Genomic DNA, 26,155 nt, shown 5'->3' on the forward strand with positions numbered 1-26,155 from the left:
GCTATTCTCCTTAATTGCATAGAGCGTTACTATTTGATAAGTATTTTGTCAAATGGATTGTTGTCCCGAAAGATTCGTTTGAAATAACTTCTACTTCATCCATAAAATTTTCCATGATAGTAAATCCCATTCCGGAACGCTCTAATTCAGGTTTAGTTGTAAAAAGGGGTTGTCTTGCTTCATCTAAATCAAAGATGCCAATCCCTTCATCTCGAATCGTGAGTTTCACCATTGCTTCTTCCAAAATTACAGAAATATAAACAACACCTTCTGCATTTCCATCGTATCCATGAATAATTGCATTCGTAACTGCTTCTGACACAACTGTTTTAATCTCCGTAAGTTCTTCCATCGTTGGATCTAGTTGCGCAATGAAAGCAGCTACTGTAACGCGAGCGAATGATTCATTTTGACTTAATGCTGAAAATTGAAGGTTCATTTCATTTCTCATTTATGCCACCCCCAACGTCGCGAGCGCATGCGCTTCACTTTCTTCTAAGCGAACAATTTTAAATAAGCCCGACATTTCAAATAAACGCTTAACAGGCGGTGAAATTGCACAAACAACCATTTCTCCACCTAATCCCTTTACATGCTTATATCGGCCTAATATAACACCTAAACCAGAACTATCCATAAACGATAAGTTCTCTAGGCTCAAAACAATATGATGAACACCATGTGTCTCAATCATATCTGTTACTTTCGTTCGCAACTCTTCAGCAGTATGATGATCTAATTCACCCGCTAGTCTCACACATAGGACGTCACGCTTTACTTCTAATTGCATGGAAAGACTCACACGATTTCCTCCTTATGCTCAAACTTTACTCATTTACATACATAAAGATTTTCGTGATACAACATAAGAATCCTTCCTGCTGACAAAAGAAGAACTATTTCGCCATAAAGTGAAAACATTCGGCAATTATTTACTTTCATACGAATAGAAAAGCGGCAAAATGTTTGCCGCTATTTTGATGTTGAAAACATCCCAAAACTTCTTTTAAATAACTCCCACCAGCTCGCTGCAGCAACATCTTCTTTTGCTACAATTGTTTGTTTTAATAAAACATCTTTATCTTTTTTAATAACAAGTGTACCCAGCGCGTCACCTTTTTTAATCGGCGCTTTCACTTTCTTTTCAGCAATTACTTCTTGCTTTACTTTGTCCATATTTTCGCCCTTCTTCATAAGAAGAGACACATTGTCTGACGCAACTAAATCTACTTTTTCTTTTTTCCCTTTTCCTACTTGTACAGTCTTAATTTTTTCGCCACGTGTATACAATTTCTTTGTCATATATTGTCCAAATGCATAGTCAAGAAGCTTTGTTACTTGATTATTCCGTTCTTTCGATGTAGGTGCTCCCATAACAACTGAAATAACACGCATGCCATTTTTTTCAGCCGATGCTGTTAAACAATATTTTGCTTCTGTCGTAAAGCCCGTTTTCACACCATCTACTCCAGGATAAAAACGTACTAACTTATTCGTATTCACGAGCCAAAACTTCTTATCCGTATCTTCTCGTAAATAGTCTTCGTATTTACCTGTATATTTGCGAATAAGTGGGTACTTCATCAATTCTTTTGCCATTATAGCCATATCATTTGCTGTGGAATAATGGTCTTTAGCCGGAAGACCTGTTGGGTTTTGAAAATGAGTATTTTTCAGTCCTAAATCTTTCGCTTTTTTGTTCATCATATTTACAAAACCTTCTTCTGAACCTGCGATATGCTCCGCTACTGCAACTGACGCATCATTTCCAGATGCAATAGCAATACCCTTTAGCATTTCATTTACAGTCATCTCTTCTCCAGGCTCTAAAAAGATTTGTGACCCACCCATTGAAGCTGCATGCTCACTTGCTCTAACTTTATCGGTCAGTTTTAGTTTTCCTTTTTCAACTTGTTCCATAATTAATAGCATTGTCATAATCTTCGTCATACTAGCAGGTGGTAACTTCTCATTTGGATTTTTATCAAACAAAACTTTACCTGTATCTTGTTCAATTACAATTGCTGATGACGCTTGTTCCGCTAACTTCGGTGTTGTTTCTTCTGTTTTTTCCTGCTTCGTCTTCTCAGATTGTGCGAAACTAACTGAAGTACCAGAAAGCAATAACATGAAACAAACAAGTATTCCAAAAACTCGCTTCATGACTAACCCTCCATTCTATATCAAACCTATTTTTTCCAATTTATTATTTTTTAATACCATATTTTTCTAATATTTTCAGTTGACAAATATATTCATCACCTATATTGTATTAAGTGTATTACATACAGTAGTACACTTAATACAAGTCAGAAAGGAGACATTGCTCTTGCATATTCAACTTGATCCAAGAAGCAACACTCCGATATGGGAACAAATTGTTCAAAATATAAAAGAACTCGTATTGAAAAACATGTTAGCTCCAAGTGATAAACTTCCTTCTGTACGCGAACTCGCTTCTTTACTCGTTATAAATCCAAATACAGTAAGTAAAGCGTATCAAGAGTTAGAGCGACAAGGGATTATTGAAACATTACGAGGAAAAGGAACATTTGTATCCCAATCGATTACCCCAACATTAGACGAAAGGAAAATCGCTATGGTTGAAAAGCAATTTCATCAATTACTATTAGAAGCCTCTTATCTTGGTATTACGAAAGATAAAATTCATGATTGGATAGATTCATACTATAAAGAGATTGGAGGAAATACGGATGCTGAAAGTGACAAGCCTCAAGAAAACAATTGATAATCAAACAATTTTAGACGATGTTTCTTTCACATTACAAAAAGGAAGTATCATCGGATTACTTGGAAGAAACGGTGCGGGCAAAACAACTTTATTACGAACGATGGTCGGCATTTTAGACCCTGATGCAGGGACTGTTACATATGAGGATACAAACATTCATCATTGTCCTGAAATAAAGCAAAAATTCGTATATGTTCCGGATTCTACTAACATATTGAACGGATATACGGTAAAAGAAATTGTAAAGTTTTATAAAGAAGTTTATAACGCATTTGATGAAGCATATTTCTATGAACTGTTAGAACGTTTTAACTTACCAAACAAACGAATTCGTAGTTATTCAAAAGGGATGAAAGCATTGCTTGCCATCATTTTAGCCGTTTCTACAAAAGCAGAATATATCATTTTGGATGAACCGACAAACGGACTTGATCCTATCGTTAAAAGGCAGATTTTACAGTTTCTCGTTGGAGAAGTGGCAGAAAAAGAGATTACCATTTTCATCTCAACTCACCATTTAGATGAAGTGGAACAAATTGCAGATACAATTATTATATTAAAAGGCCATACTATCTCGTCTATTACATCACTAGACGATGCCAAATCACGATTTGCAAAAATACAAGTAGCTTACGAACGTTCATTACCTCAAAAACTAGAAAACTTAAGCAATATTAAAATATTAAATCAAACAGGAAAAGTATATACAATCTTAATTGAGGGAAATGTGGCTGCAACATTGGAGAAGTTTTATAAAGAACAACCTATACTCATTGAAGAATTAACAATGTCACTTGAAGATGTCTTCGTTACGACACTAGAGGAGGATGGTTATGTTTCATAAGGCGTTGTGGACGTGGAATTGGAAACGCGGGAAATATGCTGTACTACTGTTCTTCTTTTATACACTTTATCTTCTATCTTTCGGATACTATAAAGCAGCTCAGCAACAACTTGCTAATTATTATAAATTACATGAAAAGGGAACGTTCTATTATGATTATGCTTTTTGGTCAAATACAGGTAATAGTTTTTGGATAACTATCCTTATTATTTCTATTGCTTGTCTATTAATAGGGTGGGAACGTAGCAGCCAGTCTAATGCACTACTTTTAACAATGCCATTTAAAAGAAAAGATGTTTTCTTATCTAAATGGGCTTTCGGTTCATTTTGGATTATTGGGTCTCTCCTTGTAAACTGGATTCTTATGTACTTTATTTATAGAACAACGATTCATTTTGATTATCAATCATTCGGGCCATTTCATCGATACTTTCTTTATGCAATTGTTTCATATGTTGCAGTATATACAGCTGCATTATGTATCGGTGCCTTTACTGGAAGCGTTGTTTCACAAGTTGTTTTTTGTATTCCTTGGTTACTAATGGGTCTTACATTTATTTCATTGCTGTACAATTTTACAATAAATCATTTAAATGTTCAAAATAATAGAAACTCTCACTTATATGAAAGTCTTTCTGAAATAAATAATAAAACAAATATTGTTGCACCAATATATAATTTTTCTATTTATTACGATTATGATCCAAAATCACGTAAAAAAGAAAACGATCCAAACACTTTAAGAGATCCAGCATCTTATAGATATTATTCAGCTAAATCCATATTGATCCCGATTTTTTATACAATATTTTACTTACTACTTGGCGCATATTTATATACAAGATCACCAAATGAAAACACTCAAAAGATATTTATTTTCCAAAAACATTTAAAAATATGGATATGGGGGACAACCATTTACTTTGCATTACTAGGTGGCTATAAAATAAATCAATTTTATTTCTTACCTAACTACTATATCAGTTTGTTTCTCGCTGGAATCATTACTTATGTTGTATTATCACGCCTAACAAATTATAAAGTTTTTTAAAGGAGAGATCCTATGTTTCAAAAAGCACTATGGCTAAGAACATATCAACAAAGTAAATATGTTGTATGGTTATTTTGGCTCGTCAGCTTCTATACTTTGTCATATAAATACTATATGACTTCTATTCAACAGCAATATTTTCTAAATATGAATAAAAAATGGAAAGTTATATATCATTACAGTTTTGATTTAACACTTCTAGATTCTATCATGCTGTTAGGTAGTGTGCTAATCGTTCTAGCTTGTACGTTAATTGGATGGGAAAGACAAAATAACGCTAGCAACTTGTTATGGTCTATGCCATTTAAACGTTCACACCTTTATATAACAAAGTGGTTGTTTGGAATCTGTAATATCGCCGCTGTTGTCGTTTTAAACTGGGGGCTATTTGCTATTATGAAAAAGTTAACTTTTCATAATAAATATCAAGTATTTTCCCCTTTTCATAGTTACTTTATATACATGTTAATTGTATTAATCGCTATTTATACACTTACCTTATGTGTAGGTACAATTGCAGGGAATATTATATCGCAAGGATTTCTTACTGCAGCTATATTAATCTTCCCAGTGTTACTTCCATCTCTAATATCAGGAGTCATTGCTGTTCACTCGAATGCCGACTTTCATGAGAACAATGGCAGTATACATGATATTATGGAAAACATACGTATTTCTGGTCCAGCAGAAGAGTTTACTATTAGCTTTAATTACGATCCTCAAAACGCTTATACTGATAAGGATGGAGTACGTCATAATGAACCAAACTTTACAACAATCCCGCCGGCAAAAACATTGATTGCACCTATTGCACATATTATTATTTTATTATCACTCGGTATATATTTATATGCCCGTTCAGTCAATGAGCGAAATGGTAACTACTTATTGTATCCGAAACTACAAAAAGTAGTTATGGCTTGTGCGATTTTCTTTGGTGGAATCGTTGGAGGCTTAATGCTAAGTCGCGCGCATTCATTGTCCAGCTTTTACATCGGATTTTTAGTTACTAGTTTAATTATATATTTCTTCCTGCCAAAAATATTAAAATGGAAGTTTACTTGGAATATTAACTAAATTCAACATAATCACATGTTGGGCATTGGAGGAATAACATGTTTTATAAGGCTTTATGGTTACATCATTACAAGCAAAGTAAGTACATTCTTTTACTCTTTGCTTGTAGTAGTTTTTGGTTTTTACCTATTAGCTATTTTAATGATTTACAGATTCAACTAACAAGTCTTTCAGCAAACCAAGATAACTATTTCAGCTATAGTTTAAATGGGGATACTCTTATCATCCCCTTCATTCCAACTTTCATATTACTCGCTTGTTCATTAATAAGTTGGGAAAAACGAAATCAAACAGATCATCTGTTATTCGCAATGCCATTCACGAGAAAAGAACTTTTTCTTTCTAAATGGCTGTTCGGGACAATTGTAATTATATTCATAATGAGCCTTAATATCATCTTAATGTATTTTATCCTAACGGTTAATCTGTTTAACCAATATCAATCCTTCGGGCCAATACTTACATTATTATGTTATGTTACCATTACATGGATTGCGATTTTTACAATAGCAATTTTTATAGGAACAATTGCTGGTAATGTCATTTCACATAGTATATTAAGCTTAGTTTTTATTATATTACCATCTGGACTAAGCATGTTGCTGTTTCATTTCACTTGGATTCACACAAATATATCTACAACTGAATTTTTCCTTAAGAAAGCGAATTACACATCATATGTAGAGAACATTGAAGTTTTTGCACCTACTAATAATACTTATATATCTTATACATTTAATCCAAAAGTAAAAGAAGTAAACATTAATAATCTAAAAGAATCCGTTACGGTGCAACACCAATTCCAGCCCACCTGGAAACTTATCACTCCGATTCTATATATTCTTTTTCTTTTACCATTAGGAGTATTTTTCTATAATCGGACAAAAAATGAAAATAACGGTAAACTATTATTATTCACTAAACTACAACGTCTATTTATACCGTGTGTCACGATATGTTTCGCACTATTAGGAGGCTGGTTAACAGGTGAAAAAAACGATCCAATATTAAGTTATTACGCTGGATTCATAATAATAGGAGTATTTAGCTATGTAGTACTTAACTATTTCATAAATAAAAAATTTTTACTTCGCACGAAATAACCTCCTTCAAAAGGAGGTTATTTCACATTCTCTCTTCTTTTCCCATACTCTTTTTCTTGCTTCGTTCCAAAGCCGTCACCATTTGCCACGATTTGATCTGTTGGAGCAACTATGCTTTCAGCAATTCTCCATTCTCCTCCTTGTTGAATAAACACTTGCATAAAATAATTCATGCCATTTAACTGATACGGATTTTCTTTTTTCACTTCATAACGAGCTGCAACATAATACACTTGCACATTCTCAGCTTCAAACTTAGAAATATATTGCGATAATCTCGGGATGTACTGTGATGCTTTCTGAAGTGGAAGTTGTTTTACTTTTATAAGAGAAGACTTTGTCACATTGCTTATCGTATCTTCATGCCGAATGTTATCACTATGATGAAATAAAATAGCATTCTGCATAGAACGAATCCATAGTTTTGAATATAAAACAGGTTGCTTATTTGAAATATGTTGTAATTCTTTCTGAACGACTTGAAGAGGCGTTGCAGCGTCCACGAATTGATTAAAGCAGAAAAAACTTCCAATCATAATGAAAAGCATACAAATACGTTTCATAATTTTTCACTCCGATTCTTTTTAATTAAAGTATTGGAGTTTCAAAATGTTTTTATTCAAAAGAAAAAGGATAGGAAAGCTTTCGCTTCCTATCCTCATTTATTATAATACGCGGCCAAATAGCTCTAACACCATTTCGATTTCTTGGTCGCTCCAACCTTTAAATTTCTCTTTATAATATTCTTTACGCACAGCTTCAAGTTTTTCAGTTACTTCTCTTCCGTGTTCTGTAATTTCTAGGTACACGATACGACGGTCTGAATTTGAACGCTTTCTTTCTACAAACCCTTTTCGTACGAGACGATCAGTAACAGCTGTAATATGACTAGAGGTTACGTTTACTTCACTCGCAATTTGCGAAGCCATCTGTGGACTCTTTAAAAATAACGCGCGTAATACAGAAAATTCATTGTATGGCATATGTTCTGCAAAACGTGTATTAATATCATTTTGTAATAAACGTATCATCTTTCGAAATGATCCGGATAACTCTAAAATCAGTGTTTCTCTTTTTTCGTTCACTAGCCTCGTCCCTTTTTTATCATATTTACACATATTATAATCTATAAATACCCTTATTGTATATGCTTTCTTTCTTTAACATTCTCATTTATGTAACTTTTTCATACAAATTTCTTTTTTGTTCACACATATACATATAAATAAGGATGGTGATGGAAGATGCAAGGTGGAATGAATCCTTATTTACACAACGTACGTACAGCTAATACTGGTAAAGAAGCTACCATTACGGTGCAAGGTGAAGGCGTTGTAAAAGCAAAACCAAATGTTGTTATATTAACGATTGGTATTCGTACAGATCATAAAAATGTAAAACAGGCACAAGAAGAGAATGCAGTGCAATCAAAACAATTATTGGATGCACTAAAACAACTAGGTATTGCCGAAAAAAATATAGAAACCATTTCATATACGATTACGCCCCAGTACGAATATGTAAATGATAAAGCATTACTACAAGGATATCGTGTGGAACATTTGTATGAAATTACCGTTTTAAATGTACAAAAAGCAGGGGAAGTATATGATATAGCCGTTTCAAATGGAGCAAACTTAGCAAAAGGGTTACGTTTTCGAATATCTCATCCAAATAAATATTATGAGCAAGCTCTTATTCAAGCTCTGCAACAAGCGGTAGAAAAAGCTCGTGCTATTGCGAGTACATACAATTTAAACATTAATCCAGTTCCACTCTCATTCGTTGAAGAATCCGCCCAATTACCACGGGAAGTGACGTCCTATGCTACTTTACATGCGCAAGCAGCTCCGCCCATTCAATCAGGAGAATTAGAAATCATTTCAACAATACGAGCCATTTTTACGTATTTATAAATAATTTCTTTTATAAGTAAACGTTATCATTTTCCTTGTTGTAAAAACATGATGTTCTGATATAATAAAGGACGGTGAGCTCTTACAAAAGAGATATCACGGGTGGGAGAGGGATATGAAAAAGAAGGTTTAACATGAAAGGAATACTTGAAAGAACATTTAAATTAGGTTTACACGAAACATCACCAAAACAAGAAGTTTTAGCTGGAGTTACGTCATTTTTCACAATCGTATATATTATGATTGTAAATGCATCAATTTTATCGGATGCTGGCATTCCTCTTGAAGCTGGAATTTTAGCAACTGTTTTCAGTTCATTTGTCGGATGTCTGCTCATGGCATTTTGGGCAAATGCACCTGCTATTCTTGTCCCTGGTATGGGCGTAAATGCATTCTTCACGTACACTGCTGTGCATACGCTCGGATTAGCTTGGCAGGAAGCATTAGCAGCTGTCTTCATCTCTGGTATTATTTTTGCAATTGCTGCGTTTACACCAATCGCTCGCTTGCTTTCAGTATCGATTCCAAAGTCATTAAAGGAAGCTATTACTGTCGGCATCGGATTATTTTTAGCATTTATCGGATTGCAAAAAGGTGGTTTAGTCGTTTCGAATCCAAATACTGCTGTTGCAATGGGTAAATTAAGTAACCCTGTCGTTCTTGCGACACTACTTACTCTTATCGTTGCACTTGTACTATTTATTCGTAACGTACGTGGAAGCTTTTTATGGACGATTGCAATAGGAACTGGTATTGCATGGCTATTTGGTCTTGTTGATACAAGTCAAATCGGAAATAGTTCATTCTCATTCGCTAATTACGGCGATGTGTTTGGAGCTATGTCATTTGGCAAACTTTCTTCCTTACCGTTTTGGATTGCAACATTCTCCTTAAGCATGGTGCTTATTTTTGAGAACATGGGACTTCTGCACGGTTTATTAGAAGATGACCGTAAATTCCCACGTGCTTACCAAGCCAATGCAATTTCAGCAATGACATGTGGTCTATTTGGCACAAGCCCTACCGTATCAACAGTAGAGAGTGCTGCAGGTATTACTGCAGGCGGAAAGACAGGTCTGACGTCTATCGTTACAGGGTTGTTATTCTTCGCATCACTGTTTGCACTTCCGTTTGTGAAACTAATTCCTGATAGTGCCATTGCACCAATCTTAATTATTATTGGCGGCCTGATGATTACAAGCATTCAGCAAATTCCTCTGAACGATTTTTCAGAAGGATTTCCAGCGTTCTTAATTATCGTCATGATCCCGCTCACATATAGTATCGCTGATGGCATTGCGTTCGGATTTATTGCTTATCCTATCTTAAAAGTTGCTCTTGGAAAGCGTAAAGAAGTCGCACCGTCTATGTATATCGTTACATGCTTATTCTTAGCCATGTTCGTATTACATGCTATTGGTTAAGTAAAAACACCGAGGAATTTTCCTCGGTGTTTTTTTACTTAAACCATCCTTTTTTATAAAACCAAGCCATCATCCCACCGCCAATTAGCGCCATTAGAAGTAGACAAATAAAATAACTATATTGTCCACCAAGCTCTGGCATATGCGTAAAGTTCATTCCGTATACTCCCGCAATAAATGTTAATGGCATGAAAATAGTCGAGAATACAGTTAATGTTTTCATAATGTTATTCATATGATGTGAGTTTAATGAAAAATAGCTATCCCGAATATCTGCCGTTAACTCGCGGCTTGCTTCAATCATTTCTGTCAGTTTAAGCAAATGGTCATGTATATCTTTAAAATAAATCTCATGATCACTTATACCGTAAAAACGAGTCGAATTTAAAATACGATACAATAAATCACGCATCGGAATGATTGTGCGCCTTAGCTTCGATAAATCTGTACGTATATCAAATACTTCTTCTAATACACTTCCTGCTGTCTCACCCGTTAAATTATCATCAATTGCATTTAAATGATCCTCAATGTAATATACAGGCGCAAAATAGTCATCTACAATTTGGTCGATAATTGTATGCGCTACGTGTAAAGGACTATTTTTAATACGCTTCTTTTCCCCAAGTGTTTTCCACACTCTTTCGATTGCATTGTTATGAGAAAAGTGGAAAGAAACAATAAAACGATCACTAATAAATAAATCAATCTCGTGCGGTTCTAATCCATCCTCACCAAATGCATGAAGAACTAAAAAGTTATATCCATCATAAAAATCAACTTTTGGTCTCTGTACATATTCTATACAGTCTTCAATTGCAAGGGGATGGAACTTAAAATGATCTTGCAAAATGTATGTATACTCTTCTTTCGTTGGCTTATATAAATCTAGCCAATACCATACAATATGGTCTTTCGTTGTTTCTTCTAGCGAAACATCATATAATACTTCATCTGTTTTTGTTATTGCACAAATTCTAATCATAATTTCACCCATTATTATTATAAACAAAAAATAGCAAAAAAAGCCAAGGAGAAATACTCCTTGGCCCTTTTTTATTATTCGGTAACGATGCCGTGCACTAACGTTGGTGCATCTACATGTTCGTTAGCAATCTTCATGTTCTCATAAATTTTTGCTTTTACATCGTCCACATTTTCACGGTTTGCGTAAATTGTAACGAGGGATTCACCTTTTTTCACGCTGTCCCCTACTTTTTTGCGAAGCATTAAGCCAACTGCTAAATCAATTTCAGATTCCTTCGTCGCACGTCCTGCTCCTAAAAGCATTGCTGCTGTTCCGATTTCATCTGCAACGATTTCTGATACATAACCGTCTTCCTTCGCTTCTACTTCAATTTTAAATTGTGCTTGTGGTAATTTAGAAGGATCATCAACAACAGAAGCATCGCCGCCTTGCGCTGATAAGAACGTTTTAAATGATTCTAGCGCTTTACCGTTGTTCATTACTTCAATTAATTTCTCACGTGCATCTTCTAAAGATGAAGCTTGTCCAGCAAGGTATACCATTTGACTTCCAAGCGTTAAACATAACTCTTCTAAATCTTTCGGTCCTTTACCTTGTAATGTATCAATTGCTTCTTGTACTTCAAGTGCGTTACCAATCGCCTCACCAAGTGGTTGACTCATATCAGAAATAACAGCCATCGTATTACGACCAACGTTATTACCAATGCGCACCATTGCTTCTGCTAAACGTTTTGCATCTTCATCTGTTTTCATAAATGCACCTGCTCCAGTTTTTACATCAAGAACAATTGCATCTGCACCAGCAGCAATTTTTTTACTCATAATCGAACTTGCAATAAGCGGAATTGAGTTTACTGTTGCCGTTACATCACGAAGTGCATATAACTTTTTATCCGCAGGTGTTAAGTTTCCACTTTGACCAATAACTGCGATTTTGTTTTCATTTACAAGTCGCATGAATTCATCATTTTCGATTTCAACATGGAATCCTGGAACTGCTTCTAATTTATCAATTGTACCACCAGTATGTCCTAACCCACGTCCAGACATTTTTGCAACCGGTACACCTAAAGCGGCTACTAATGGACCTAACACAAGTGTTGTTGTATCACCAACACCACCTGTTGAGTGCTTATCTACTTTTACCCCTTCAATAGCTGATAAGTCGATTGTATCACCGCTATTTACCATTGCCATAGTTAAATCAGCACGTTCTTGATCGTTCATATCTTGGAAGAAAATTGCCATTGCAAGTGAACTTACTTGGTAATCAGGAATATCACCATTCGTATATCCTTCAACAATAAAGTTAATTTCTTCTGTCGTTAGTGCATGTCCGTCACGTTTTTTTGCAATTAGGTCCACCATTCTCATTGTGAGGTCACCCCTTCATTTGTTTTACGATTGCTTTTACTAATGCTAAGAAGTTAGCTTTAACACGTTCTGTCGTTTCGATTACTTCATCGTGATGAAGTGGCTGATCTAAAATACCAGCTGCCATATTTGAAATACAAGAAATACCAAGTACTTTCATACCAGCATGACGCGCTACAATTACTTCAGGTACTGTTGACATACCAACTGCATCTCCGCCAAGTGTACGAAGCATACGAATTTCAGCAGGTGTTTCATATACAGGACCTGTCATTCCAACGTATACACCTTCTTGTACTTTAATATTTAAGTCCGCTGCAACTTGTTTCGCCATTTCACGAAGTTCTGTCGTATATGATGTAGACATATCAGGGAAACGTACGCCCATTTCAGAATCATTCGGTCCGATTAATGGATTTGTACCCATGAAGTTAATGTGGTCTGAAATTAACATAAGATCGCCTGGCTCAAATGATGTATTTACACCACCAGCTGCATTTGTTACAACAACTGTTTCTACACCTAGTTCTTTCATAACACGAACTGGGAATGTTACTTTTTGCATGTCGTATCCTTCATAGAAGTGGAAACGTCCTTGCATTGCTACTACTGTTACACCTTGAAGTGTACCGAATACTAGTTGACCTGCATGACCTTCTACAGTTGATACTGGGAATTCAGGGATTTCACTGTAAGGTACTGTTACTGCGTTCTCGATTTCATCTGCTAATACACCTAGTCCAGATCCAAGGATTAGTCCTACTTGTGGCGTTTCTTGAAATTTCTCTTTTAAGTATGAAGCTGATTTTGTAATAAGTTCACGATTCATTTGTTTATCCCCCTATTTCTTTAGCTCGTTTAAGAAGCTTGTTCCGTGTTCTGGCATTTTCACGCCGAAGTTTTCTGCTACCGTTGCACCAATATCAGCAAATGTTTGGCGAATTGATAATTCTTGTCCGCCATCTTTCATGCTTGGGCTATATGCTAATAACGGTACATATTCACGTGTATGATCAGTACCGTGGTGAACTGGATCATTACCGTGGTCTGCTGTAATTAATAATAAATCATCTTCTTTTAGTTTTTCGAATACTTCTGGAAGACGAGCATCATACTCTTGCAGAGCTTCTCCGTACCCTTGTGGATCACGGCGGTGTCCAAATAATGCATCAAAGTCAACTAAGTTCAAGAAGCTAAGACCTGTAAAGTCCATATTTAATGTATCTACAAGCTTATCCATTCCATCCATATTAGACTTCGTACGAAGTGACTCAGTTACACCTTCACCATCATATATGTCAGAGATTTTACCGATAGCAATAACATCGTAGTCACTATCTTTTAATTCATTCATTACCGTACGGCCGAATGGTTTTAATGCATAATCATGACGGTTTGGTGTACGTGTAAAGTTTCCAGGCTCACCAACGAATGGACGAGCGATAACGCGACCTACCATGTATTTCTCATCTAATGTTAATTCACGTGCAATTTTACAAATTTTATATAACTCATCAAGCGGCACTACTTCTTCGTGTGCTGCGATTTGTAATACGCTATCAGCAGAAGTGTAAACGATTAAAGATCCTGTTTCCATTTGCTCTTGACCAAGCTCATCAAGAATCTCAGTTCCAGAAGCTGGTTTATTACCGATGATTTTACGACCTGTTTTTTCTTCTAATTCATCAAGTAATTCTTTCGGGAAGCCTTCAGGGAAAACTTGGAATGGTGTATCAATGTAAAGACCCATAATTTCCCAGTGACCTGTCATTGTATCTTTACCAGTAGATTTCTCTTCCATTTTTGTATAATATCCAAGTGGTTTTTCTACTTTAGAGATACCTTTCATTTCACGAATGTTACCAAGACCTAATTTCACCATGTTAGGCATTTGTAACCCATTCATATGTTCAGCAATGTGACCAATTGTGTCAGATCCTAAATCACCAAATTGCTCAGCATCTGGTGCTTCACCGATTCCAACAGAATCCATTACGACTAGGAATATACGTTTATATTTATTCATAACTGCGACCTCCTATAAGTTCAGTTCTACTTCTTGTAGTATGTTCAAAACGCTATAAAGTGAAACTGTTCTCCATAAGAATTCTCTTTCGTTCTCATTGTCAAACAGTACTTCTTTAATTGATTCTCTAACCTATTTCGTTTACTTCGAAACGACTCAAAAACATTTCTAGTTTTTTCTAAGTCAGATGTCAGACATCTGATACAGATATCATAACATGTTTACGCTTTCTTTTTAATACATTTTCGTAGAATTTCTCATTTTCTTCACACTTCTATTGTAATCCATTATGCAAATAAGTGCTAATTATTTTATGATTTATTTCTTCATATAAAGTGAAACTTTGATTAGTAGGAGTTTAGTTCTTCTCCACTGATTATAAGCCCTCATCAATTGGACGTTTACGGAATAAAAATAAAAAGCAGCTCTAAAGAGCTGCTTTTTATTTTACTTCTACTGTTTCTTCTTTATGTTCATGTAGTTCGCCTTTTTTAACATGAACTTTCACTTTGTAAGAACCATTTTCTTTGAAAGTATGTTTCGTTTCATACTCTCCTTTATTTCCTTCTTTCGCTGGAATAAATTCGTGTTTTTCAACACCATCTTTCCAAATCTCAAGTTGTACTTCAGCACCAGTTAACGCTTCTTCTTTTTGTTTTAAATGAACTTTCATAGTCGATTCAGCATTTGCTTTTATATCACCAGCCATAAGATGGATCATTGTATCGCTTTTATGATCGCCATGCCCTGCACCGTGATGACTATTTTCTTTTTTCGCATCTTCTACTTTCGCATTTCCTACAGCCACTTTTACTTCTGGCATAACATGCATTTCACGTGCATTTGTGTGAGCGATAATATGGTATACTCCATCCGTCTCGAACGTTTTCTCTACTGCATAAACACCTTTTCCTTTATGCTTACCATCTAACATCTCGTGCTTTTCGTCGCCAGCTTTCCAAATTTCAAACTTTACATCATCAGCATCTGTTACTTTTTCTTTTCCTTGTGTAACAAGTGCTTGTACTTCTGTTTTTTCACCAGGTTTAATTTCTTTCGGATTTGTTTGAACTGCTACTTTTACAGCTTCTAGTTTCTGTTCTTTTTTCGGTTCTTCTTTGTTTGTATTACAGCCAGCCAATGCTAGCATCGCGATAAATAAAGTCATAATAAGTTTTTTCATCATCATTTCCTCCTTCATACCTTATTTAGTATAGAGGAAATACATTGTAATATTCTAGTCTTCTGCTGAAAACAATGTACGAAATGTTTGTGAAGTTTTTGTGAAGTACTGTAGCCTTTTGAATCTATGAAAAAAGAGCATAGTAACTATGCTCTCGGATGAAACTGTTTATATACATCTTTTAATCTAGCTTTTGAAACATGCGTATAAATTTGCGTCGTTGAAATATCTGCATGTCCAAGCATTTCTTGCACAGCACGCAAGTCTGCTCCATTTTCTAATAAATGCGTAGCAAAAGAATGGCGCAACGTATGCGGTGTAAGCTCTTTTTCAATATTTGCTTCTTTCGCCAATCGTTTTAAAATTTTCCAAAATCCTTGTCTTGATAATCGATTCCCATGATGGTTTAAAAAGAGTGCATCTACTACTTTTTTCCCCATCAATTCTCTTCTTCCCTTTTCAATATACTTTTGAATCGCTTCCGTCGCTAAACTTCCTAGTGGAATAATTCTTTCTTTATTCCCTTTCCCTATGCAACGAACAAATCCCATCGTTAAATGTACATCTTCTAAATTTAAGGCAATTAATTCCGAAACACGAAGTCCTGTTGCATACAATAACTCTAGCATCGCCTTGTCACGAACCCCAAAAGCACTCGTCATTTTCGGTGTCTGAAGTAACGCCTCTACTTCATCGATTGATAGTACTTTCGGTAATTTCCGTTCTCCTTGCGGCGTTTCAATATGTACGGATGGGTCGTGCTCTACCGCCCGTTCACGAAGTAAAAATTGGTGAAACGAACGAATCGATGCAATATGACGTGCTAATGTTTTCGAAGATTTTCCGTTTTCTTTTAAGTGCTGCAGAAAATTAACAATGTGCAAGCGTGTTACTTCATGAAAGCTTTTCGCCTGTTCTACATTTTGCAAATACTTTACATAACTTTTTAAATCACGTTCATAAGATACTACTGTATTTTTCGCTAGCCCTTTTTCGACAACCATATAATGAATAAAATCTTTTAATTGATCTTCCAATCTACACTACTCCCCATTTTCATAGAAAAACATCATTCTATTTACGAAAGCATCCTTTGCCGGCTCTTCATTCCCTGATACTTTTTCTACAGTCTCTTCTTTTGGCTTTTCATAACGATGATAGCTTTCATATTCTTCATTTATCCATAGTATAGCGAAATAAAACAAAATCGTACAACTTGTAAATAATAAAAATACTTTTATCCCATCAAAAGTTAATTTTAAAGCTCGGCGCATTGTAAATTCCTCCAAAATATAAGTTATTACAACATATGCCAAGCTTTCACCAATTTATACCTTATTCAAATAAAAAACCTCTTCCTAGTTAAATAGGAAAAGGTTATTTTTCATCCGTTTCATTTTCTTGACAATTTTTACAAATCCCATGGAATGTTAAACGATGATCCTTCACCTTAAAGCTCCAGTCATGTTCTACTTTCCTTTCCACTTCACCAAGTAAATCTTCTTGTATTTCTTGTACAGCACCACATTGTGTACAAATCAAATGATGGTGGAAACGCTGCGCACCTTCTTGGCGTAAGTCATAGCGTGAAACACCGTCTCCGAAGTTAATCTTATCGACAACTTTTAACTCAGATAATAGTTCTAAAGTTCGATAGACGGTTGCTAATCCGATCTCTGGCGACTTTTCTTTTACAAGGAGGTAAACATCTTCTGCGCTTAAATGATCTTCTTCATTTTCTAGCAGCACACGAACTGTTGCTTCACGTTGCGGTGTTAATTTGTAGCTCGCTGCATGTAATTGCTTCTTAATTCGTTCAATTCTTTCTTCCATTCGGTACTACTCCCTCCTCGCCACTCTTACACCATTATATCAGAAGAAGGGCTTCTGTCAAAAGAAAAACAATAAAAACAAATTGATAATTATTCTCAAAAAGTATTTATTGTTTATTAATAGCCTCAACGACTTCTTTCATTAAAACTGGTGATGCATAAGCTTCTACACTAGAAGCAAGAGCTAACACTACTCCGATTACAAGAAAGAAGCATGTATAACGAATTAATAATGGTAATAGCGGTTCGGTTATTTTCCGAATAAATTGATGTCTAATCATGCGTAAGGAAAAGCTTGCAGCAATTGTTGTCATAACGAGAAATACTGGAATAATAATGAGATTTTGTGGCAATACAGAAACGAATGCTAATAATAATCCATTCCATCCATGCTGACTTACTAAAAAACCTACTGTAAATCCGACAACTACTCCTTTTACAAATAATAAAATAAAAATAAGTGGCAATCCAATAATTGAAATCCCCAAAATCCAAATAAATCCAATGTATTTTAATTGCGAAAAGTAACTTTCTCGAAACATTTCGCTCGCAACAGCAAATTCTCCTTTAGAAACTTGTCCAAAAAAACGTTGTAAATAAAATGATAAATCTTGTTTTTGATTTAATTGTAAACTATTTACAAGAATGGCCCCAAATATTACTCCCATCAATAATAAAACAGCGTTAAATATATATAATGAAGAGTTTTCCTGTATGTGAGACATTACACGGTCTTGCCAAGTTTTTCTCCACATTTTTCTTCCCTCCGTTCACACTCTTATTAAAAATGTATGAAAGAAAGAAAAAAGTATGACGAATTAACATTGAAATTCCGCTCTACTTTGCTAAACTAAAAAGTAGAGAATAGGAGGGATTTCTCTTGAAACCATTATTATTAGATTTTCCAACATTATTTCAAACTGAACGCTTACAAGTTCGTAAGCCATTTCCAGGTGATGGTGCAGAAGTGTATGAAGCAATCCAAGCTTCTCTAGAAGACTTAGTACCGTGGATGCCAATTAACGCTGAAACAGAAGAAAGTGCTGAAGAAATCGTTCGTAACGCTCACGGGCAGTTTTTACTTCGTGAAACACTTGATTTTCACTTATACGATAAAGTATCTGGTACATTCATCGGAGCTATAACGCTCAAGCCTGAAAACTGGGATATTCCAAAGTTTTCACTTCACTTCTGGCTGCATAGTGCTTATACAAAACAAGGCTATATGACTGAAGCCATTAAAGGTGCCATTCAATTTGCCTTTGATAAGCTAAGTGCTAGAAGAATTGAAATTCGTACTGATGCAACAAATGCAAATGCATGTAACCTAGCAGAACGTTTAGAATTTATTCTAGAAGGTACAATGGAAAATGATTTTATAGCACCAGATGGTAGCTTACGTGATGCACGCGTATACGCAAAAATCAATTAAAAAACACTCGCCTTTGGCGAGTGTTTATTTTTGTAGTTGTAAATATTGTACTGCAAACATCGTCTTCGCATCATGAATACGAAGATCTTTCATAAGAATAATCGCTTCTTCTAACGATACTTCCATCAATTCTACGAATTCATCTTCATCTAACTCGGCTTTATTTTCTTTTTTCGTCAAACCTGTCGCTTTATATACATATAAAATTTCATCTGCAAATCCTGGAGATGTATAGAAAGAAGTAATAAGCTCCATATTTTCACATACATATCCTGTTTCCTCTTCTAATTCACGAACTGCTGTCACCTCAGGTTTTTCACCAGGTTCTAACTTGCCGGCCGGAATTTCTATAATCGCCTTTTCAAGCGCTTTACGATACTGCTCGACAAGCACAATTTTCCCCTCATCAGTAATAGCAATAATAGCAACTGCACCAGGGTGATTTACAATTTCACGTTTACTCATTGCTCCATTTGGTAATACTACATCATCAACACGAACTTTTATAACTCTACCATCAAAAATCGGTTCAGTTTTTACTGTTCTCTCTGCAAGATTACTCATACTACTTCATCTCCCTGTTCTATTTCCTATTCTTTCCTCATACATTTTACCACATTGAAAGGAGCGTGATAGAAATGAAAGTTTATATTTTACCAAATCGCGTCACTTTAGTCGGAAAAGCATGGCAAATTCGCCATAAGCTAAAACAATATGGAAAAGAGTATACAACTGTACAAGAGTGGATTACAGCAAATAAAAAGTAAACGTTTGTCAACCTCTTTTCCCTTGCGTACAATAAAGGTAAGGAGGTTGACCTATGAAAAAACGTCAATTAGGAAACTCAGATTTGTTTGTGACAGAAATGGGACTTGGCTGTATGTCTCTCGGTACATCTGAAACAGAAGCTATGCGTATTATCGATGAAGCAATCGATTTAGGAATCAATTTTTTTGATACAGCGGATTTATATGATTATGGATTAAACGAAGAATTTGTTGGAAAAGCCTTAAAAGGGAAACGAGACCAAATTGTTCTTACAACAAAAGTTGGAAATCGATGGACAGAAGAAAAAAACGGGTGGTCTTGGGATCCTTCTAAAAGTTACATAAAGGCTGAAGTGAAAGAAAGTTTACGTAGACTTCAAACTGATTATATTGATCTTTATCAACTTCACGGCGGGACGATTGAAGATCCAATAGATGAAACAATTGAAGCCTTTGAAGAATTAAAAAAAGAAGGTATTATTCGTCATTACGGTATTTCTTCTATACGTCCAAATGTTATCCGTGAATATGCTAAACGTTCCAATATCGTTAGTGTGCTAATGGAATATAGCCTTTTAAATCGTCGCCCTGAAGAATGGTTCCCACTTCTAAGTGAACATCAAATTAGCATTATTGCTCGTGGGCCACTTGCAAAAGGAATTTTAACTGATAATAATGCAAGAAAGATAGAAAGAGTAAAAGAAAAGAATTATCTTTCTTATTCTTACGATGAATTATATGCGACACTTGCGAATGTAAAAGAAATAATCGGAGAAAGCTCTTTAACAGGAACAGCTATTCAATATTGCTTACATAACGAAACTGTTGCAGCTGTTATACCTGGTGCAAGCTCTATTGGGCAATTGAAAGAAAATGGCCAGGCTAGTAAACAAACACAGTTAACAACAGCTCAATATATACAACTTCAGCAAATTGCTAAATGTGATACTTACGCTTTACATCGTTAAAAAGACGCTACCATACTGGTAGCGTCTTTTTATAGCGTATCATATTTATCCGGATTCGTTCCTACATGTAAATTACGATTTAACGTATTAATTTGAGTCATCTCTTCTTCCGTTAATGAAAAATCAAAGATAGAAAAATTCTCCTTAATGCGAGATGGTGTAACAGATTTAGGAATCGTCACTACCCCGCTCTGAATATCCCATCTTAATATAACTTGCGCAGGTGTTTTTTCATATTTCGTAGCAATGGCCTGAATAATCGGGTTCTCGAATACTTCCCCGCCTCTCATTAATGGGCTCCATGCTTCCATTTGAATTTGCTCACCTTGACAGAAATTACGCAATTCAAATTGCGCTAACATCGGATGAAGTTCCACTTGGTTGACCATCGGCTTCACTTTACAATTTGGTAATAACAGTTCTAAATGATGTTTATGAAAATTTGAAACACCAATTGCGCGCACTTTACCTTCTTCATACAGTTTTTCTAGCGCTCGGTACGTATCGACATACTTCCCTCTTATTGGCCAATGTATTAAATATAAATCTACATAGTCCATTTGTAATTTCTTTAAGCTTTTTTCAAACGCCTCAAGTGTTTCCTCGTATCCTTGATCGTCGTTCCAAATTTTTGTTGTAATAAATATGTCTTCTCTCGGAATCCCTGATTCACGAACCGCTTCTCCGACACCGCTTTCATTTTCATATACAGTTGCTGTATCAATCGAACGATATCCAACTTCTAACGCTGTTTTTACTGCTTGGTTTTACTTCATCGCCTTCTTTCGCTTTATAAACGCCTAGACCAATCATCGGCATTTTTACGCCATTATGAAGTGTAGTTGTTGGAATGTGCACAGTCGTCTCCCTTTCATTCTTACATTTTTTATAAGCTACCACTTTATTTCAACAAGATTCAACCAAAAAGTCAAAACATATGTACAGTTTACATAATAATTTTATACACTAAAACGCAAACTCAATTATTCATATTTCCTTCTCTCCATTCTTTCGCTTTTTCATCAACACTACGCACAAACTCATTTTTTCCTTCCGTATATAACGTGCCATCATATGTATATTTTTCGGCTAATTCTTTCTTTAAGGTTGCATATGCCTCTGCTTCTTCACAATGAGCCATCATATAATCACGAAACGCTAAATGCCTTACTATCTCAGGATTTCCTTTTTCAAAAACGTGTAAGTGATACGAGCGTTTTTCCTCAGTTCCATGAATAAAATAACGACGTCTTGAAATACCATTTTCCCCTTTTACGATATAACCAAGCTCTTCAAAACGTTCATTCCAATGATCTACTCTGTCGATACACTCTACTTCCATAATCATATCTATAATTGGTTTAGCTGCCAGTCCTGGCACTGATGTACTTCCAATATGATGGACTTTCACCCTTTCTGGCATCGCCGATTTTAATCGTTCGGCCTCTATTTGAAATTTTTCATTCCAATGATTTTCATGCGGAACGACTACAATTTTTCTCATTAAAACTCCCCTTTTCTTACAAGCTCGTCAAAAAAATGATCAGCGGTATGCACTGATCATTTTTTATATTATTTAAAGTTTTTCCAAGTAAGGCTACTTTCACTTAACAGTTCTTCAAATGATTTATTTTTTTCACGTTCTTTTTGTTCTCGGCGCTTTCTTTCCAGTTCAGCTGCCTCTTTTTCTTCTTCTCTCACTTGCAATTCTTTCTTCTTATTCTTTAATTGCTGCATGAGTGAATCATTTAATTGATCACCTAATGTAAGCGACTCTTTCTCTGGTCTATTCACTTGCGATTGTCTTTGCATTTGTCTTTGTTTCTTTTTCTTCATGCTACTCACCTTTTACTTTTTTCTCCATTATAGTAGATATACAATGAACTCGACAATAAAAAAGGTTCGTTACTCTATCATTCACTTTTTGTAAATATGTTAATTTTTCGAAAAAACTAAATTTTTATATAGATATAATCCTATGAATCTATTAAAATTATGTCGTATGATGTCAGATTATAAAAAAGGAGAATTAAATTATGTGGAAAAAAATCATTCCTGCTGTTGCCGTTTTAAGCACCATTACTTTTTCAAGCGTATTTGCCGCTCCCCCATCCCAGACTCCAGCTGAACAAAACCGCTACGTAGACGTACAAATGCTTGGTATTAATGATTTCCATGGACAACTAGATACTGTTAAAAAAATTAATAACAAAGAAGCTGGTGGCGCTGAGTACTTAGCTACTTATTTAAAAGAACGTAAAAAACAAAACCCTAATACACTTCTCGTACATGCTGGCGATATTGTCGGAGCTAGTCCACCAGTTTCAGCGTTGTTACAAGATGAACCAACAATTGAATTTTTAAATGACTTAAAATTCGATGTTGGTACAATCGGAAACCATGAATTTGATGAAGGTATCGATGAAATGAAACGCCTCATTTACGGTGGATATCACGAGAAAACAGGTAATTTCAAAGGTGCTAACTTCCCTTATGTCGCTGCTAACTTCTATAACAAATCAACTGGTCGCTTATTTTTACCACCATTTACTGTAAAAATGGTAGATGGTGTTCCTGTAGGATTCATTGGCGTTGTTACAACTGATACGCCAAATGTCGTGATGCCTACTATGCTTAAAAATGTACAGATCACTGACGAAGTAGAAGCAATTAATAAAACAACGCAACAATTAAAGCGTCTCGGTGTTAAATCCATCGTCGTCCTTGCCCATGTCGGCGGAACAACTGATGAGTCTGGCGTGACAAATGGAGACCTTACTCGAATTGCAAATGAAACAGACTCGGAAGTTGATGTTATTTTCGGTGGACATAGTCACACGTATGTAAATGGTACTGTAAATAATAAACTAATCGTCCAAGCGAACTCTTATGGAACAGCTTTCTCAGACGTAGATGTAACAATTGATCGTAAAACAAAAGATATTGTAAAGAAAAAAGCTGAAGTGATTACAACATATCATGAAGGTGTGGAACCTGATAAACAAGTAAAACAAAAAATAGATCAATATAAAGAAACAATCGCACCACTTGTAAATGAAGTTGTAGGAAAATCTACAGCACCTATCGACCGTAAACAAAATGATGCTGGTGAATCTACTCTTGGGAATGTAATTGCCGACGCACAGCGTCAAACGATGCAAGCTCAAATCGCACTTATGAATCCTGGTGGCATTCGTAATGACTTAGATGCTGGCGATATTACTTGGGGCGAATTATATGGCATTCAGCCTTTTGGAAACCAATTGATTAAAGTAGATTTAACAGGTCAAGATATTCGCGACATTTTAAATCAACAATGGCAAAAAGGAACAACAAGAATGCTTCAAATTTCAGGTATTCAATATACGTGGGATGCAAATAAACCAAGCGGTGAAAAGGTTACGAATATACGCTTAACAAATGGCGAAGAGTTATCTCCATCTAAAACGTATAGCGTAGTTGCGAATGCTTTCTTAGCTTCTGGCGGTGACGGATTCGTATCATTTAAAAATGGGAAGAATTCAGAAACTGGTCCAAACGACTTTGAAGCGCTAGTCGATTATGTAAAACAATTAAAAGAACCAATTCAGCCAGTTATTGATGGAAGAATTCAAAAGATAAATTAAGTATTTCCCTAATATGCGACCCAGATTTTTATTGTAAAGGATACGCACTTATACTTAATCCACAACATTAGTAAAACCTAAAAAGGATACTCGTTCTTACAATGAACATAGTATCCTTTTCTTTAGTTATCAAAATGTGATGTTTGGTTAAAATCATATTGTTGTAAAAATTGTTGTAACGCCTCTTCTACAAGTTTAGATTTTTGAATTCCTTTCGCTTCTGATATAATGTCTAGTTTTGCTAATATTTCTTTATTAATAGAAAAGGTACGTTTCTTTTTTTCTGTACTTATACTCATAATGGGCACAATTACTTCTTCTCTCTTTCTTAATAACTCATAAATACTTTGTAATTGCTCATAAATTAATAATTGATAATCCGTTGTCGCATATTGAAGGGCTGTCGCTTCTTGGAGTTGTAAGTGACGCGGTTCTTCTCCATCTCCTACAAAAATACGTTTCTTCTGTTCTCCATCATATTCGTATCCAATCAATCTTAATTTCTTTGATAATGTATATGGGCTTATTTCAAGACGTTTTGCTATAATAGCGATGGATTCACGTCTATTTAAGCAATCTATAATTTCTCCAATCGTCACAATTTCCCTCCTCCCGTGTTGAAATGACACTAGTATGGTATGTTACAATGATTTTCTAACAGTATATGCAAAACGAATAGCCTGTGCGATTCATACGATTTCAGAAAAGGAGGATTTCCATATGCTTTTTCGTAGCTATACCCCACAGTTTTATAATGAAAATAAACAACTCATTCCTAATAGTATTGCTACGATGGAAAGCGTTATGATCCATAATCGAAAACAAACTCTCCTTATGCGCGGGCAAAACATAGAGCAGCCAATTTTATTATGCTGTCATGGCGGACCTGGCATGGCACAAATTGGATTTATTCGTCATTTTCAAAAAGAATTGGAGAAACACTTCATCGTTATTAATTGGGATCAGCGCGGGGCAGGTAAATCCTTTTCAATGAAAGATTTCGGAGCAAATTTTACAATCGAACAATTCGTTTCCGATGCAAAAGAAGTGATTCAATATGTACTTAAAAAGTTCAATAAACAGAAACTATTTCTCGCTGGTCATTCTTGGGGAAGCATTATTGGGCTTAACATAGCACATCAATATCCACAGTATATCGAGGCTTACATCGGTATTGGGCAGATTGTACATATGAAACAAAACGAAGAATTGCTATATCAGCATTTAATTCGTTCTGCAAAAAAACATGATCATAAAAAAGCATTAGCGTCCCTTTTGAAATTAGGCAAACCACCATTTTTAGATACAAGACGCCTTATTATTCAAAGAAAGTGGCTTGGCACATTCGGCGGAGCAATCCAAAACGGATCTTCCTTTTCTTTCATACGAAAAGGCTTCTTTTCCCCTGAATATACGCTATTAGATTGGTTCAAGTTTCTCGCAGGAAATTTAAAATCTGGCGTTTTATGGGAAGAAATGTTGACAATCGATTTCTTTTCTTCTATTTCAAGCTTATCTATTCCGGTTTATTTTTGTTCTGGTCGCTATGATTATCAAACTCCTTATGCTCTCGTTCAGGAATATTGTGATGTGATAGAAGCCCCCATAAAAAAAATGATTTGGTTCCCAAATTCAGCACATTCTCCTGATTTAGAAGAACCAGAATTATTCGCCAATTCTTTACAATCAATTAAACAAGAGCTAGCTTTTCAACATTAGTAACAAAAGGCTCTTTTACATTTCATAGAAAACAATTTATAATAATATGTCGCAACTATGTATAAATCTAG

General features: G+C 35.3%; 30 protein-coding genes and 1 pseudogene. 12 read left to right on the forward strand and 19 right to left on the reverse strand.

Features of this window, described 5'->3' with window-relative positions:
• Positions 1-10: 10 nt before the first annotated feature.
• The 3 genes from spoIIAB to dacF form a co-directional block, all read right to left on the reverse strand.
• Positions 11-451 carry an anti-sigma F factor gene (gene spoIIAB / locus GFJ36_RS21160; RefSeq protein WP_048546248.1) on the reverse strand — a complete coding sequence of 147 codons (441 nt, stop codon included), beginning with the start codon at positions 449-451 and terminating at the stop codon, positions 11-13.
• Positions 452-802: an anti-sigma F factor antagonist gene (gene spoIIAA, locus GFJ36_RS21165; protein ID WP_000059133.1), complete on the reverse strand. Its 351-nt coding sequence runs from the start codon at positions 800-802 to the stop codon at positions 452-454. It abuts the gene before it with no gap.
• A 170-nt stretch (positions 803-972) separates the two neighbouring features.
• The gene (gene dacF, locus GFJ36_RS21170; protein WP_000831992.1) at positions 973-2,163 is read right to left on the reverse strand and encodes a serine-type D-Ala-D-Ala carboxypeptidase DacF; all 1,191 of its coding nucleotides are present in this window, start codon (positions 2,161-2,163) and stop codon (positions 973-975) included.
• Between the two features lie 166 nt (positions 2,164-2,329).
• Here dacF and GFJ36_RS21175 point away from each other — a divergent pair, with 166 nt between their 5' ends.
• The 5 genes from GFJ36_RS21175 to GFJ36_RS21195 are packed head-to-tail and all read left to right on the forward strand — an operon-like array spanning position 2,330 to position 6,827.
• Positions 2,330-2,749 (forward strand): GntR family transcriptional regulator, encoded by a 420-nt coding sequence (locus GFJ36_RS21175; protein ID WP_046957464.1) that lies wholly within the window; start codon positions 2,330-2,332, stop codon positions 2,747-2,749.
• Complete coding sequence (locus tag GFJ36_RS21180) at positions 2,715-3,596, forward strand: ABC transporter ATP-binding protein (protein WP_157349732.1); 882 nt, start codon at positions 2,715-2,717, stop codon at positions 3,594-3,596. Before GFJ36_RS21175 ends, GFJ36_RS21180 begins: the two co-directional genes overlap by 35 nt.
• On the forward strand, positions 3,586-4,647 hold the full coding sequence (locus tag GFJ36_RS21185) for an ABC transporter permease subunit (RefSeq protein WP_157349733.1): 1,062 nt from the start codon (positions 3,586-3,588) through the stop codon (positions 4,645-4,647). The genes GFJ36_RS21180 and GFJ36_RS21185 overlap by 11 nt, the downstream gene beginning before the upstream one ends.
• 12 nt (positions 4,648-4,659) lie before the next feature.
• The gene (locus GFJ36_RS21190) at positions 4,660-5,724 is read left to right on the forward strand and encodes an ABC transporter permease subunit (protein WP_157349734.1); all 1,065 of its coding nucleotides are present in this window, start codon (positions 4,660-4,662) and stop codon (positions 5,722-5,724) included.
• 38 nt (positions 5,725-5,762) lie between these two features.
• Entirely contained in the window at positions 5,763-6,827 is a 1,065-nt protein-coding gene (locus GFJ36_RS21195) for an ABC-2 transporter permease (RefSeq protein ID WP_088608114.1), read from the forward strand.
• A gap of 17 nt (positions 6,828-6,844) precedes the next feature.
• On the opposite strand, the gene GFJ36_RS21200 is transcribed toward GFJ36_RS21195, so the two are convergent.
• Both GFJ36_RS21200 and GFJ36_RS21205 read right to left on the reverse strand, forming a co-directional pair.
• Positions 6,845-7,390, reverse strand: a complete 546-nt coding sequence (locus tag GFJ36_RS21200; protein ID WP_000820916.1) for a hypothetical protein — start codon at positions 7,388-7,390, stop codon at positions 6,845-6,847.
• A 102-nt stretch (positions 7,391-7,492) separates the two neighbouring features.
• Positions 7,493-7,912 (reverse strand): MarR family winged helix-turn-helix transcriptional regulator, encoded by a 420-nt coding sequence (locus tag GFJ36_RS21205; protein WP_001003308.1) that lies wholly within the window; start codon positions 7,910-7,912, stop codon positions 7,493-7,495.
• A gap of 159 nt (positions 7,913-8,071) precedes the next feature.
• Between GFJ36_RS21205 and GFJ36_RS21210 the strand changes: the two genes are divergently transcribed.
• Complete coding sequence (locus GFJ36_RS21210) at positions 8,072-8,743, forward strand: SIMPL domain-containing protein (RefSeq protein WP_001161447.1); 672 nt, start codon at positions 8,072-8,074, stop codon at positions 8,741-8,743.
• 134 nt (positions 8,744-8,877) lie between these two features.
• Positions 8,878-10,167: an NCS2 family permease gene (locus GFJ36_RS21215; protein ID WP_060488352.1), complete on the forward strand. Its 1,290-nt coding sequence runs from the start codon at positions 8,878-8,880 to the stop codon at positions 10,165-10,167.
• A gap of 34 nt (positions 10,168-10,201) precedes the next feature.
• On the opposite strand, the gene corA is transcribed toward GFJ36_RS21215, so the two are convergent.
• The 9 genes from corA to spoIIM all read right to left on the reverse strand — a co-directional run bounded on the left by corA (position 10,202) and on the right by spoIIM (position 18,297).
• On the reverse strand, positions 10,202-11,164 hold the full coding sequence (gene corA / locus GFJ36_RS21220) for a magnesium/cobalt transporter CorA (RefSeq protein ID WP_060488448.1): 963 nt from the start codon (positions 11,162-11,164) through the stop codon (positions 10,202-10,204).
• A 62-nt stretch (positions 11,165-11,226) separates the two neighbouring features.
• On the reverse strand, positions 11,227-12,531 hold the full coding sequence (locus GFJ36_RS21225) for a pyrimidine-nucleoside phosphorylase (protein WP_087985129.1): 1,305 nt from the start codon (positions 12,529-12,531) through the stop codon (positions 11,227-11,229).
• A 7-nt stretch (positions 12,532-12,538) separates the two neighbouring features.
• Positions 12,539-13,360 carry a purine-nucleoside phosphorylase gene (locus GFJ36_RS21230; protein WP_001078444.1) on the reverse strand — a complete coding sequence of 274 codons (822 nt, stop codon included), beginning with the start codon at positions 13,358-13,360 and terminating at the stop codon, positions 12,539-12,541.
• A gap of 12 nt (positions 13,361-13,372) precedes the next feature.
• On the reverse strand, positions 13,373-14,557 hold the full coding sequence (gene deoB / locus GFJ36_RS21235) for a phosphopentomutase (RefSeq protein WP_048546267.1): 1,185 nt from the start codon (positions 14,555-14,557) through the stop codon (positions 13,373-13,375).
• 442 nt (positions 14,558-14,999) lie between these two features.
• The gene (locus GFJ36_RS21240) at positions 15,000-15,743 is read right to left on the reverse strand and encodes a FixH family protein (protein WP_137013664.1); all 744 of its coding nucleotides are present in this window, start codon (positions 15,741-15,743) and stop codon (positions 15,000-15,002) included.
• Positions 15,744-15,886: 143 nt separating this feature from the next.
• Complete coding sequence (gene xerD / locus GFJ36_RS21245; RefSeq protein WP_000390083.1) at positions 15,887-16,777, reverse strand: site-specific tyrosine recombinase XerD; 891 nt, start codon at positions 16,775-16,777, stop codon at positions 15,887-15,889.
• A gap of 6 nt (positions 16,778-16,783) precedes the next feature.
• Positions 16,784-17,014: a YqzK family protein gene (locus GFJ36_RS21250; protein WP_001250432.1), complete on the reverse strand. Its 231-nt coding sequence runs from the start codon at positions 17,012-17,014 to the stop codon at positions 16,784-16,786.
• 103 nt (positions 17,015-17,117) lie between these two features.
• Positions 17,118-17,573, reverse strand: coding sequence for a ferric iron uptake transcriptional regulator (fur, locus tag GFJ36_RS21255; RefSeq protein WP_000392655.1), 456 nt, complete (start codon positions 17,571-17,573; stop codon positions 17,118-17,120).
• Positions 17,574-17,679: 106 nt separating this feature from the next.
• Positions 17,680-18,297: a stage II sporulation protein M gene (gene spoIIM / locus GFJ36_RS21260; protein ID WP_223261357.1), complete on the reverse strand. Its 618-nt coding sequence runs from the start codon at positions 18,295-18,297 to the stop codon at positions 17,680-17,682.
• A 155-nt stretch (positions 18,298-18,452) separates the two neighbouring features.
• On the opposite strand from spoIIM, the gene GFJ36_RS21265 reads away from it, so the two are divergent.
• Positions 18,453-19,004 (forward strand): GNAT family N-acetyltransferase, encoded by a 552-nt coding sequence (locus GFJ36_RS21265; protein ID WP_000803489.1) that lies wholly within the window; start codon positions 18,453-18,455, stop codon positions 19,002-19,004.
• A 24-nt stretch (positions 19,005-19,028) separates the two neighbouring features.
• Here the strand turns inward: GFJ36_RS21265 and GFJ36_RS21270 are convergent, their stop codons facing one another.
• The gene (locus GFJ36_RS21270) at positions 19,029-19,568 is read right to left on the reverse strand and encodes an NUDIX domain-containing protein (protein WP_000067040.1); all 540 of its coding nucleotides are present in this window, start codon (positions 19,566-19,568) and stop codon (positions 19,029-19,031) included.
• 74 nt (positions 19,569-19,642) lie between these two features.
• Between GFJ36_RS21270 and mciZ the strand changes: the two genes are divergently transcribed.
• Both mciZ and lolS read left to right on the forward strand, forming a co-directional pair.
• Positions 19,643-19,771, forward strand: coding sequence for a Z-ring formation inhibitor MciZ (gene mciZ, locus GFJ36_RS21275; protein WP_000870295.1), 129 nt, complete (start codon positions 19,643-19,645; stop codon positions 19,769-19,771).
• A 53-nt stretch (positions 19,772-19,824) separates the two neighbouring features.
• The gene (lolS, locus tag GFJ36_RS21280; RefSeq protein WP_088064351.1) at positions 19,825-20,739 is read left to right on the forward strand and encodes an aldo/keto reductase; all 915 of its coding nucleotides are present in this window, start codon (positions 19,825-19,827) and stop codon (positions 20,737-20,739) included.
• A gap of 29 nt (positions 20,740-20,768) precedes the next feature.
• Here lolS and GFJ36_RS21285 read toward each other — a convergent pair.
• The 3 genes and pseudogenes from GFJ36_RS21285 to GFJ36_RS21295 form a co-directional block, all read right to left on the reverse strand.
• Positions 20,769-21,597, reverse strand: a pseudogene (locus GFJ36_RS21285) (aldo/keto reductase).
• A gap of 121 nt (positions 21,598-21,718) precedes the next feature.
• Positions 21,719-22,243, reverse strand: coding sequence for a GrpB family protein (locus GFJ36_RS21290; RefSeq protein WP_088064353.1), 525 nt, complete (start codon positions 22,241-22,243; stop codon positions 21,719-21,721).
• A gap of 68 nt (positions 22,244-22,311) precedes the next feature.
• Complete coding sequence (locus GFJ36_RS21295) at positions 22,312-22,575, reverse strand: YqkE family protein (protein WP_157349735.1); 264 nt, start codon at positions 22,573-22,575, stop codon at positions 22,312-22,314.
• 200 nt (positions 22,576-22,775) lie between these two features.
• On the opposite strand from GFJ36_RS21295, the gene GFJ36_RS21300 reads away from it, so the two are divergent.
• Positions 22,776-24,365, forward strand: coding sequence for a bifunctional metallophosphatase/5'-nucleotidase (locus GFJ36_RS21300; protein WP_097889639.1), 1,590 nt, complete (start codon positions 22,776-22,778; stop codon positions 24,363-24,365).
• 122 nt (positions 24,366-24,487) lie between these two features.
• Here the strand turns inward: GFJ36_RS21300 and GFJ36_RS21305 are convergent, their stop codons facing one another.
• On the reverse strand, positions 24,488-24,964 hold the full coding sequence (locus tag GFJ36_RS21305; RefSeq protein ID WP_097889638.1) for a ribbon-helix-helix domain-containing protein: 477 nt from the start codon (positions 24,962-24,964) through the stop codon (positions 24,488-24,490).
• A 121-nt stretch (positions 24,965-25,085) separates the two neighbouring features.
• Here GFJ36_RS21305 and GFJ36_RS21310 point away from each other — a divergent pair, with 121 nt between their 5' ends.
• Positions 25,086-26,084, forward strand: coding sequence for an alpha/beta fold hydrolase (locus tag GFJ36_RS21310; RefSeq protein WP_048546285.1), 999 nt, complete (start codon positions 25,086-25,088; stop codon positions 26,082-26,084).
• The last annotated feature ends 71 nt before the right edge of the window (positions 26,085-26,155 follow it).

It is taken from the genome of Bacillus sp. EE-W1 (assembly GCF_009760835.1).
GTDB lineage: Bacteria > Bacillota > Bacilli > Bacillales > Bacillaceae_G > Bacillus_A > Bacillus_A wiedmannii.

What these genes read in the sequence shown, in the direction of transcription:
- spoIIM (WP_223261357.1), bottom strand. Translation starts at nt 18,297, where the DNA reads ATGTCTCACATACAGGAAAACTCTTCATTATATATATTTAACGCTGTT.
- GFJ36_RS21290 (WP_088064353.1), bottom strand. Translation starts at nt 22,243, where the DNA reads ATGAGAAAAATTGTAGTCGTTCCGCATGAAAATCATTGGAATGAAAAA.
- corA (WP_060488448.1), bottom strand. Translation starts at nt 11,164, where the DNA reads ATGGGTGAAATTATGATTAGAATTTGTGCAATAACAAAAACAGATGAA.
- deoB (WP_048546267.1), bottom strand. Translation starts at nt 14,557, where the DNA reads ATGAATAAATATAAACGTATATTCCTAGTCGTAATGGATTCTGTTGGA.
- GFJ36_RS21230 (WP_001078444.1), bottom strand. Translation starts at nt 13,360, where the DNA reads ATGAATCGTGAACTTATTACAAAATCAGCTTCATACTTAAAAGAGAAA.
- GFJ36_RS21300 (WP_097889639.1), top strand. Translation starts at nt 22,776, where the DNA reads ATGTGGAAAAAAATCATTCCTGCTGTTGCCGTTTTAAGCACCATTACT.
- GFJ36_RS21195 (WP_088608114.1), top strand. Translation starts at nt 5,763, where the DNA reads ATGTTTTATAAGGCTTTATGGTTACATCATTACAAGCAAAGTAAGTAC.
- GFJ36_RS21225 (WP_087985129.1), bottom strand. Translation starts at nt 12,531, where the DNA reads ATGAGAATGGTGGACCTAATTGCAAAAAAACGTGACGGACATGCACTA.
- mciZ (WP_000870295.1), top strand. Translation starts at nt 19,643, where the DNA reads ATGAAAGTTTATATTTTACCAAATCGCGTCACTTTAGTCGGAAAAGCA.
- GFJ36_RS21310 (WP_048546285.1), top strand. Translation starts at nt 25,086, where the DNA reads ATGCTTTTTCGTAGCTATACCCCACAGTTTTATAATGAAAATAAACAA.
- GFJ36_RS21190 (WP_157349734.1), top strand. Translation starts at nt 4,660, where the DNA reads ATGTTTCAAAAAGCACTATGGCTAAGAACATATCAACAAAGTAAATAT.
- fur (WP_000392655.1), bottom strand. Translation starts at nt 17,573, where the DNA reads ATGGAAGAAAGAATTGAACGAATTAAGAAGCAATTACATGCAGCGAGC.
- spoIIAB (WP_048546248.1), bottom strand. Translation starts at nt 451, where the DNA reads ATGAGAAATGAAATGAACCTTCAATTTTCAGCATTAAGTCAAAATGAA.
- GFJ36_RS21215 (WP_060488352.1), top strand. Translation starts at nt 8,878, where the DNA reads ATGAAAGGAATACTTGAAAGAACATTTAAATTAGGTTTACACGAAACA.
- dacF (WP_000831992.1), bottom strand. Translation starts at nt 2,163, where the DNA reads ATGAAGCGAGTTTTTGGAATACTTGTTTGTTTCATGTTATTGCTTTCT.
- GFJ36_RS21240 (WP_137013664.1), bottom strand. Translation starts at nt 15,743, where the DNA reads ATGATGAAAAAACTTATTATGACTTTATTTATCGCGATGCTAGCATTG.
- GFJ36_RS21250 (WP_001250432.1), bottom strand. Translation starts at nt 17,014, where the DNA reads ATGCGCCGAGCTTTAAAATTAACTTTTGATGGGATAAAAGTATTTTTA.
- GFJ36_RS21185 (WP_157349733.1), top strand. Translation starts at nt 3,586, where the DNA reads ATGTTTCATAAGGCGTTGTGGACGTGGAATTGGAAACGCGGGAAATAT.
- GFJ36_RS21200 (WP_000820916.1), bottom strand. Translation starts at nt 7,390, where the DNA reads ATGAAACGTATTTGTATGCTTTTCATTATGATTGGAAGTTTTTTCTGC.
- lolS (WP_088064351.1), top strand. Translation starts at nt 19,825, where the DNA reads ATGAAAAAACGTCAATTAGGAAACTCAGATTTGTTTGTGACAGAAATG.
- GFJ36_RS21180 (WP_157349732.1), top strand. Translation starts at nt 2,715, where the DNA reads ATGCTGAAAGTGACAAGCCTCAAGAAAACAATTGATAATCAAACAATT.
- GFJ36_RS21295 (WP_157349735.1), bottom strand. Translation starts at nt 22,575, where the DNA reads ATGAAGAAAAAGAAACAAAGACAAATGCAAAGACAATCGCAAGTGAAT.
- GFJ36_RS21270 (WP_000067040.1), bottom strand. Translation starts at nt 19,568, where the DNA reads ATGAGTAATCTTGCAGAGAGAACAGTAAAAACTGAACCGATTTTTGAT.
- GFJ36_RS21210 (WP_001161447.1), top strand. Translation starts at nt 8,072, where the DNA reads ATGCAAGGTGGAATGAATCCTTATTTACACAACGTACGTACAGCTAAT.